This window comes from Kiloniellales bacterium, from assembly GCA_030064845.1.
In the GTDB taxonomy this organism is placed as follows: Bacteria; Pseudomonadota; Alphaproteobacteria; order Kiloniellales; family JAKSDN01; genus JASJEC01.
In genome coordinates this window covers 1-7,879 of record JASJEC010000116.1, presented here as the reverse complement: position 1 = coordinate 7,879, position 7,879 = coordinate 1, and the positions used below count along the sequence as shown (strand labels likewise).

Genomic DNA, 7,879 nt, shown 5'->3' with positions numbered 1-7,879 from the left:
CAGATAGCGCGCGCTGTTCACCATGTCCTGCTTCAGCTTGGCCTGGTCGAGCGTTTTCTGCATGGCCCGGCCGTCGTCGTCATTGCCGGGATAGCCGCCGATCGGTGACAGGCCGTCCGGCGCCAGGGCGAGAAAGCCCTCGACGGCGGCACGGCGTGCGACATCGGCGATATAGGGGTTGAGGCCACGGTTCTCGTGGATCACCAGCACCGCCGGGAAGGGCCCCTCGCCCTGGGGCGTGACCAGATAGCCGCGCATTTCCCCCGAGGTCCCGCCGGGCGACGGGTAGTTCACGTAAGTCGGCTTGATGCGCTGGTCGGTGAAGGAAATCACCTGCGCCTTGGCATAGTTCGGCAAGAGAGCCTCAGCCATTGCCAGCGCCGAGACACCGCCGATCGTGATCGCCGAAGCGCGCCCCAGGAACTCGCGCCGGTCGATGCGGCCATGGCAATAGGCGTCGTAGAGATCGAAAACTCGCTTGTCGATTGGCTTCTCAGTCATCTCCCAGTCCTCCTTTGAACCACCCGTCCCGATAACAGGCTACAGGAGATCCTGGACGACAACCATGGCTCTTTGATGACAGCGAAAGATCTGTAGCGCTTTGCCCGGGTTCCTAGTCCGCCGCGACCTTCAGCGGCCAGGCGGGGCGCATCATCGAGAAAACCTCGTCGACCCGGGTGTAGTCCATGTAGCCCAGGCGGGCGATCGGCTTCAGCTTGGCCATGTCGACCAGGCCGTCGGTCAGCACCGACTCGTCGATGTGGATGCCGATCACCTGTCCGAAGACCACGGCATTGCGTGCGTTCGGATCATCCGACGGCAGATCCACGGTCTGCAGATAGCGGCACTCCATATGAATCGGCGAAGCTTTGACCCGCGGCGGCTTCACGAGCTTGGAGGGAATCATCTCCAGGCCGGTTGCGTCGGCCTCGCTGACGCCGGCCGGCGCCGGCGCCGAGGTCTGGTTCATCACCTCGCGCAGGTCCCAGGTCACGACGTTGCAGACGAACTCCCCGGTACGCTCCACATTGGCCAGGGAGTCCTTGGAGCCGTCGGGCGGCCCATCAGCCTTGCGGCCGCCGGGCGCGAACATCACCACCGGCGGCTCGCCGGCCACGCCGTTGAAAAAGCTGTAAGGGGCTAGGTTGACCTGCCCCGCCTCGTTCACCGAAGTGATCCAGCCGATCGGCCGCGGCACCACGCAGGCCTTGAAGGGGCTGTGCGGCAGACCATGGTCGCCGATCCGGGTATCGTAGAACATCAGGCCCCCTTCAAAGCCAGGCGTGGGATCAGGCCGCCGCTACCATCTCGCCGTTGATCGCCAGACCTTCGGCCCCAGCGGTCACGTTGACGGTATCGCCGTCACCGATCTTGCCTTCCAGGATCAGGCTGGCCAGGGGATTCTGCAACTCCCTTTGGATCACCCGTTTCAGCGGCCGGGCACCATAGACCGGGTCATAGCCCCTATCGGCCAGCCAGGTCTTGGCCTGATCGTCCAGTTCCAGGGTGATCTTGCGATCGGCCAGCATGGCCAAAAGGCGCGCCAGCTGAATGTCGACGATGCCGGTCATCTGCGGGCGGGTCAGGCGGTGGAACAGCAGTACCTCGTCCAGGCGGTTGAGGAACTCCGGCCGGAAGGCGGCACGCACCACTTCCATCACGGGGCCCCGGACCGCTTCGCTGTCCTCGCCGTCCGGCTGCGCGGCCAGGATGTCCGCCCCCAGGTTGGAGGTGAGGATGATCATGGTGTTGCGGAAGTCGATGGTGCGGCCCTGGCCGTCGGTCAGGCGGCCGTCATCCAGCACCTGGAGAAGGATGTTGAAGACGTCCGGGTGGGCCTTTTCCACCTCGTCGAAGAGCACAACCTGATAGGGCCGGCGCCGCACCGCTTCGGTCAGTGCGCCGCCTTCCTCGTAACCGACATAACCCGGCGGTGCGCCGATCATGCGGGCGACCGCGTGCTTTTCCATGTATTCCGACATGTCGAGGCGGACCATCGCGGTCTCGTCGTCGAAGAGGAAGCGGGCCAGCGCCTTGGTCAGTTCGGTCTTACCGACACCGGTCGGCCCGAGGAACAGGAAGGAGCCGATCGGCCGGTTCGGATCCTGCAGCCCGGCGCGCGCCCGGCGCACCGAATTGGAGATCGAGACGATCGCCTCTTCCTGGCCGATCACGCTCCGGCGCAGGGCGTCTTCCATGGTGAGCAGCTTCTCGCGCTCACCCTCCAGCATCTTGTCGACGGGAATGCCGGTCCAGCGCGAGACCACGGCGGCAATGTCGCCGTCGGTCACCTCTTCGTTCAGCATGCGGTGTTCCTGCACCTCCTCGGCTTCCTCAAGCCGCTTTTCGAGGTCAGGAATGACGCCGTACTTCAGCTCGCTGGCGCGGTTGAGATCGCCGTCGCGTTGGGCGATCTCCAGTTCGCCGCGCGACTGGTCGAGCTGTTCCATCAGCTTCTGGGCACCGGCCAGCTTGTCCTTCTCGCCCTGCCACTGGGCGGTCAGCTCGGCCGACTGCTTCTCCAGCTCCGCGATCTCCGCCGTCAGTTTTTCCAGACGCTCCTTCGAGGCCTTGTCGCTCTCCTTCTTGAGCGCATTCTCCTCGATCTTCACCTGCACCAGGCGGCGGTCGAGTTCGTCAATCTCCTCCGGTTTGGAGTCGACCACCATGCGCAGACGGCTGGCGGACTCGTCGACCAGGTCGATCGCCTTGTCCGGCAGAAAACGATCGGAGATGTAGCGGTTGGAGAGGGTCGCCGCGGCGACGATGGCGGCATCGGTGATACGCACGCCGTGGTGCAGCTCGTACTTTTCCTTCAGGCCGCGTAGGATGGAGACGGTCTCCTCAACGCTGGGCTCGGGCACGAAGACCGGCTGGAAGCGCCGCGCCAGGGCGGCGTCCTTTTCGATGTGCTTACGGTATTCGTCCAGCGTGGTGGCGCCGACGCAGTGCAGATCGCCGCGCGCCAGCGCCGGCTTCAGCATGTTGGAGGCGTCCATGGCGCCCTCGGCCTTGCCGGCGCCGACCAGGGTGTGCAGCTCGTCGATGAAGACGACGATCTCGCCCTCGGCGGCGGCGATCTCCTGGAGCACGGCCTTGAGGCGCTCCTCGAACTCGCCGCGGAACTTGGCGCCGGCCACCATGGCGCCCAGGTCGAGCGCCATGAGGCGCTTGTTCTTCAGGGTCTCGGGCACGTCGCCCTTGACGATGCGCTGGGCCAAGCCCTCGATGATCGCGGTCTTGCCGACGCCGGGCTCGCCGATCAGCACGGGATTGTTCTTGGTCCGCCGGGACAGCACCTGGATCGTGCGGCGGATCTCCTCGTCGCGGCCGACCACGGGGTCGAGCTTGCCCTCGCGCGCCACTTCGGTCAGGTCGCGGGCGTACTTCTTGAGGGCGTCGTAGCCCTCCTCGGCGCTCGCCGAGTCGGCGGTGCGGCCCTTGCGCAGGTCCTCGATCGCGCCGTTGAGGGACTGGGGCGTAACGCCCGCGCCGGCGAGCGCCTTGGCAGCCGGCGTGCCGCTCGCCATGGCCAGCGCCAGGAGCAGCCGCTCGACCGTGACGAAGCTGTCGCCGGCCTTCTTGGCCAGCTGCTCGGCCTGGTCGAAGACCTTGGCGGTCTCGGGCACCAGGTGGACCTGCCCGGCGCCGCTGCCCTCGACCCGGGGCAGCTTGTCGAGCGTGGCCTCGTTCTCCTGGGCGGCGCGGCCGGGATCGCCGCCCGCGGCCCGGATCAGGCCGGCGGCGAGGCCCTCCTCGTCGTCGAGCAGCACCTTGAGCAGGTGCTCGGGCGTCAGCCGCTGGTGATTGCTGCGCAGCGCCAGGCCCTGGGCCGCCTGGACGAAACCGCGTGACCGTTCGGTGTACTTCTCGAAATCCATGCCGTGCCCCCTTCGTCCGCGGCCGCCCGTTGCGGCCCGCGATCGATGATGCCACTGAGATGTTGCCCGGCGCCCGACGAACGCGGCGCGCCGGGAGGCCGCCCCGGCAACCGCCGGCAACCGCCTCCAAATCGGATATGGGGTGTGGCAAAAAGGACACAAGGGGCCCGAGACCCGGAGACGACATGACCGTAAGCCTGCTATGGATTCCCGTCACGATCGCCGCGGCCTTCCTGCAGAACCTGCGCAGCGCGCTGCAGAAGCAGATGACCGGGGATCTCGGCGTCGCGGGCGTGACTTTCGCGCGCTTCGCCTACGGTTTTCCCTTCGCGCTGGCCTACTTGCTGGTGCTGGTCCTCGCCTTCGGTTTCCCGATGCCCGAGCCCAACGCCGCCAGCCTCGGCTACGCGGCGGTCGGCGGCCTGGCCCAGATCTTCGGCACGCTGACCCTGGTGACCGCCTTCTCGCTCAGCGGCTTCGCCGTCGGCACCGCCTACTCCAAGACCGAGACCCTGCAAACGGCGCTGTTCGGCCTGGTCATCCTGGCGGATCCGCTCAGCCTCGGGGGCCTGGCCGGGATCCTGGTCAGCCTGGCGGGCGTCCTGCTGCTGTCGATCGCCCGCAGCCGGGTCACGGCGCGCAGCCTGCTGCTGGCCTGGACCGAGAAGCCGGCCCTGATCGGCATCGGCTCCGGCGCCTGCTTCGCCGTCTCGGCGGTCTGCTACCGCGCAGCCTCGCTCTCGCTCGGCGGCGAGGGCTTTCTGGCTCAGGCCGCCTTCACCCTGGCCTGCGTGACGGTGTTCCAGACCCTGGCGATGACCGCCTGGTTCGCGTGGCGCCAGCCCGAGACCCTCCGCCGCGTCGCCGCCTCCTGGCGCCGGGCGGCCTGGATCGGCGTGGTCGGCGCGGCCGCGTCGGCCTGCTGGTTCATCGCCATGACGATCCAGAACGCCGCCTATGTCCGGGCCCTGGGCCAGATCGAGCTGGTATTCACCTTCATCGCCGCGGTGCTGATCTTCCGCGAGCGCAGCAACCGAAGGGAGGTTGCCGGCGTCGCCCTGGTCGTGGCCGGCCTGCTGCTTCTGCTGCTGGCCGGTTGACAGGGCCCCGGGCGGGCGGCTTAGCTCTCTGCCCATGGCGATCACAGTTCAGAGCCTTCACCGCTATCCCCTGAAGGGGCTGCCGGGCGAGAGCCTGGAGCGCACCGAGCTGGAGCCGGGCGAGGGCCTGCCCCACGACCGGCGCTTCGCCATGGCCCACGGCTCGACCCAGTTCGACCCCAAGAACCCCCAGTGGCTGCCCAAGACCAACTTCCTCATGCTGATGAAGGACGAGAAGCTGGCCAAGCTGCGCGCCCGCTTCGAGCCCGAGACGGGACGCCTGTCGATCGAGCGCGACGGCAAGCAGGTGGTCTGCGGCACGGTCACCGAGGGGATGGGCCGCACCCTGATCAACCAGTTCTTCGCCAGCTACATTGCCGGGGCGGCCCGCGGCGCGCCCAAGCTGGTCGAGGCCGAGGGGCACCGCTTCTTCGACGTGCCCGAGAAGTCGGTCTCGATCATCAACCTGGCGAGTGTGCGGGACCTGGAGCGGGTCGCGCGGCAGAGCATCGATCCTCTGCGCTTCCGGGCCAACGTCTATATCGAGGGCGCGGCGGCCTGGGAAGAGTTCGGCTGGGTCGACCGCAAGATCGCCCTCGGCGGGGCCGAGCTCGAGGTGGCCGGCCGCATCGACCGCTGCGCCGCGACTCACGTCAACCCGGCCACGGCGGAACGCGACCTCAACGTGGTGCGCTTCCTGAAGGCGGGTTTCGGCCACATCGACATGGGCGTCTACGCCCGGGTGGTCTCGCCCGGCGCCCTGGCGCTCGGCGACGCGCTGCTGCCAAAGGGCTGATCTTTCTTCATAAAAGTCACAGCCTTCGCGTTTTGTTAACGCTTGCCGAAGATTATATTGCACCGCAGCATCAGACCGCTGCCGCGGGCGCCCCCGCCGTTGTCTTGCGCTCGCCGCCCCCGGACGAGAGGGAAGGGCAACTTGGGAACTGGAAGCAAAAAGGCCGACGGCCCGACCTGGCAGGCGCGTCTCGGCGAGGCGGCCCGGCACCTGCTGGGCTCCGCTCCGGCGGCGCCGGCCGGCTCCAGGCCGATCGCGCTCGCCCTCCAGGGCGGCGGCTCCCACGGGGCCTTCACCTGGGGCGTCCTCGACCGCCTGCTCGAGGAGGAGTCGCTGCAGATCGAGGCGGTCAGCGGCGCCAGCGCCGGCGCCATGAACGCCGCGGCGCTCGCCTGCGGCTATCTCGAGGGCGGCCCTGAGGGCGCCAAGGAACGGCTCGCGGCGCTCTGGCAGTCGGTCGGCAAGATCGGCAGCATGGCGCCGGTCGGCACCCACCCGCTGAGCCACCTGCTCGGCGGGCTGCTGGGCGAGGGCAGCAACCTGCGGATCCTGTCCCAGGTCACCTCGCCCTATCAGTTCAACCCGCTCGATCTCAACCCGCTGCGCAGCCTGGTCACCGAGCTGATCGACTTCGACCGGCTGCGGCGCACGCGCAAGCTGAAGCTCTTCATCTCGGCGACCAACGTGCATACCGGCAGCCCGCGGCTGTTCACCAACGCGGAGATCACCAGCGACGTTCTGCTCGCCTCGGCCTGCCTGCCGAACCTGCACCGGGCGATCGAGATCGACGGCCACTATTACTGGGACGGCGGCTTTACCGCCAATCCGCCGGTGCTGCCGCTGGTGCACAAGACGGCGTCGCCGGACATCCTGATCGTCCACATCGACACCCAGGCGCAGCACGATCTGCCGGTCTCGCCCTCCGAGATCGAGAAGCGGCTCCAGGCCGTTCTCAACAACGCGCCCCTGATCCGCGAGATCCACCTGATCGGCGAGCTGCGCTCGGCCGTGCCGTCGGGCAGCGATCTGGGACAGCGGCTGCGGAGGCTCGGCTTGCACCACATCCTGCCGCCGGATTCCATGACCCGCGGCGAGGTCGGCAGCAAGCTGAAGACCGACTCGCGCTTCCTGAACACGCTGAAGGATCTCGGGCGGGCTTCCGCCGAACACTGGCTGGACGACCATCTCGGCCAGCTGGGCCGCGGCCGCGCGCCCGACTTCGAGGAGCGGCTGCTCGACCACTCCAAGCCCGGCTTCGCCTCGACGCGTCCCTACCGCATGACCGGCAGCTAGAGCAGGTCGAGCTTATCGGATCGCCAAAAGCGAATCCGCCTCATCGCGAACTGCCCCGGATCGCGGCGTTAGATTTTCAGGTTGAGAGGCCCTCGGACCCCGCGTCGGACGCGGGGGCGGCGCCGTCCTTTTCCTCCGGCGCGGCGTCTTCGTCGCTCTTGGCCGCGCCGTTGGCCTTGCGGCGTCCGCGCGGACGGCCGCGCGCGGCGCGGCGCGGCGGCGCGTCTTCCTCGGAACCGTCGGCCTTCGCGGCCTCGCCTCCCGCACCGTTGCCGCTCTCGTCGGCCCCGTCGGCCTTCGCCTCGCCGTCCGCGGCGCGGCGGCGTCGGCCGCTCCCGTCACCGCCCGCCGGGGCGGCTTCCGGCGCGCCGTCGACCTGCGGCGGCCACATGCCCTGCGCCTGGTTCTGGTCGATGAAGGGCTGCTCCATTTCCAGGGGCGGCTGTTCGGAGGGCACGGGCTGCTGACCCTGCGGGCCGCGACCCTGGTCGCGTTCGGCCCGCTGCTGATCGGCCCGCTGCTGATCGGCGCCGTTCTGACCGTGCTCGCCGCGGCCCTGCTGCTGCGGATTGGCCCGCCGCGGATCGGTCGAGTCGTTGATGATCCGGAAGTAGTGCTCGGCGAACTGGAAGTAGCCCTCCGCGGCGACGCGGTCCCCCGAGGCGGCGGCGTCGCGCGCCAGGGAGAGATACTTGTCGTAGATCTGCGTCGCGTTGCCCCGAACGCGTACATCGGGACCGTGGCTGTCGTAGGTCTGGCTTCGCGGCGACCCGTGTTGCTTTCTGTTCGGCCGGCCACGAGGCCGCCGC

General features: G+C 68.4%; 7 protein-coding genes. 3 read left to right on the top strand and 4 right to left on the bottom strand.

The features are described 5' to 3' along the window. The 3 genes from QNJ67_23470 to clpB form a co-directional block, all read right to left on the bottom strand. Nucleotides 1-501, bottom strand: a 501-nt coding sequence (locus QNJ67_23470; protein ID MDJ0611952.1) for a dienelactone hydrolase family protein, incomplete at its 3' end; no start/stop codon positions are given. A gap of 112 nt (nt 502-613) precedes the next feature. After that, nucleotides 614-1,261 (bottom strand): flavin reductase family protein, encoded by a 648-nt coding sequence (locus QNJ67_23465; GenBank protein ID MDJ0611951.1) that lies wholly within the window; start codon nt 1,259-1,261, stop codon nt 614-616. Between the two features lie 28 nt (nt 1,262-1,289). Beyond that, complete coding sequence (gene clpB, locus QNJ67_23460; GenBank protein ID MDJ0611950.1) at nt 1,290-3,881, bottom strand: ATP-dependent chaperone ClpB; 2,592 nt, start codon at nt 3,879-3,881, stop codon at nt 1,290-1,292. Between the two features lie 185 nt (nt 3,882-4,066). Between clpB and QNJ67_23455 the strand changes: the two genes are divergently transcribed. From QNJ67_23455 to QNJ67_23445, 3 genes are all read left to right on the top strand, one after another. Beyond that, a complete protein-coding gene (locus QNJ67_23455; GenBank protein MDJ0611949.1) occupies nt 4,067-4,981 on the top strand; it encodes an EamA family transporter in 915 nt (304 codons plus the stop codon). A gap of 34 nt (nt 4,982-5,015) precedes the next feature. After that, nucleotides 5,016-5,777 (top strand): MOSC domain-containing protein, encoded by a 762-nt coding sequence (locus tag QNJ67_23450; GenBank protein ID MDJ0611948.1) that lies wholly within the window; start codon nt 5,016-5,018, stop codon nt 5,775-5,777. Between the two features lie 141 nt (nt 5,778-5,918). Next, on the top strand, nt 5,919-7,070 hold the full coding sequence (locus QNJ67_23445) for a patatin-like phospholipase family protein (GenBank protein MDJ0611947.1): 1,152 nt from the start codon (nt 5,919-5,921) through the stop codon (nt 7,068-7,070). Between the two features lie 76 nt (nt 7,071-7,146). On the opposite strand, the gene QNJ67_23440 is transcribed toward QNJ67_23445, so the two are convergent. Then, the coding region (locus QNJ67_23440; protein MDJ0611946.1) for a DUF4167 domain-containing protein at nt 7,147-7,879 on the bottom strand (733 nt) is incomplete at its 5' end.

Bases quoted from the DNA above. Each gene is read 5' to 3' on its own strand.
- QNJ67_23465 (MDJ0611951.1), bottom strand. From the start codon at position 1,261: ATGTTCTACGATACCCGGATCGGCGACCATGGTCTGCCGCACAGCCCC.
- clpB (MDJ0611950.1), bottom strand. From the start codon at position 3,881: ATGGATTTCGAGAAGTACACCGAACGGTCACGCGGTTTCGTCCAGGCG.
- QNJ67_23455 (MDJ0611949.1), top strand. From the start codon at position 4,067: ATGACCGTAAGCCTGCTATGGATTCCCGTCACGATCGCCGCGGCCTTC.
- QNJ67_23450 (MDJ0611948.1), top strand. From the start codon at position 5,016: ATGGCGATCACAGTTCAGAGCCTTCACCGCTATCCCCTGAAGGGGCTG.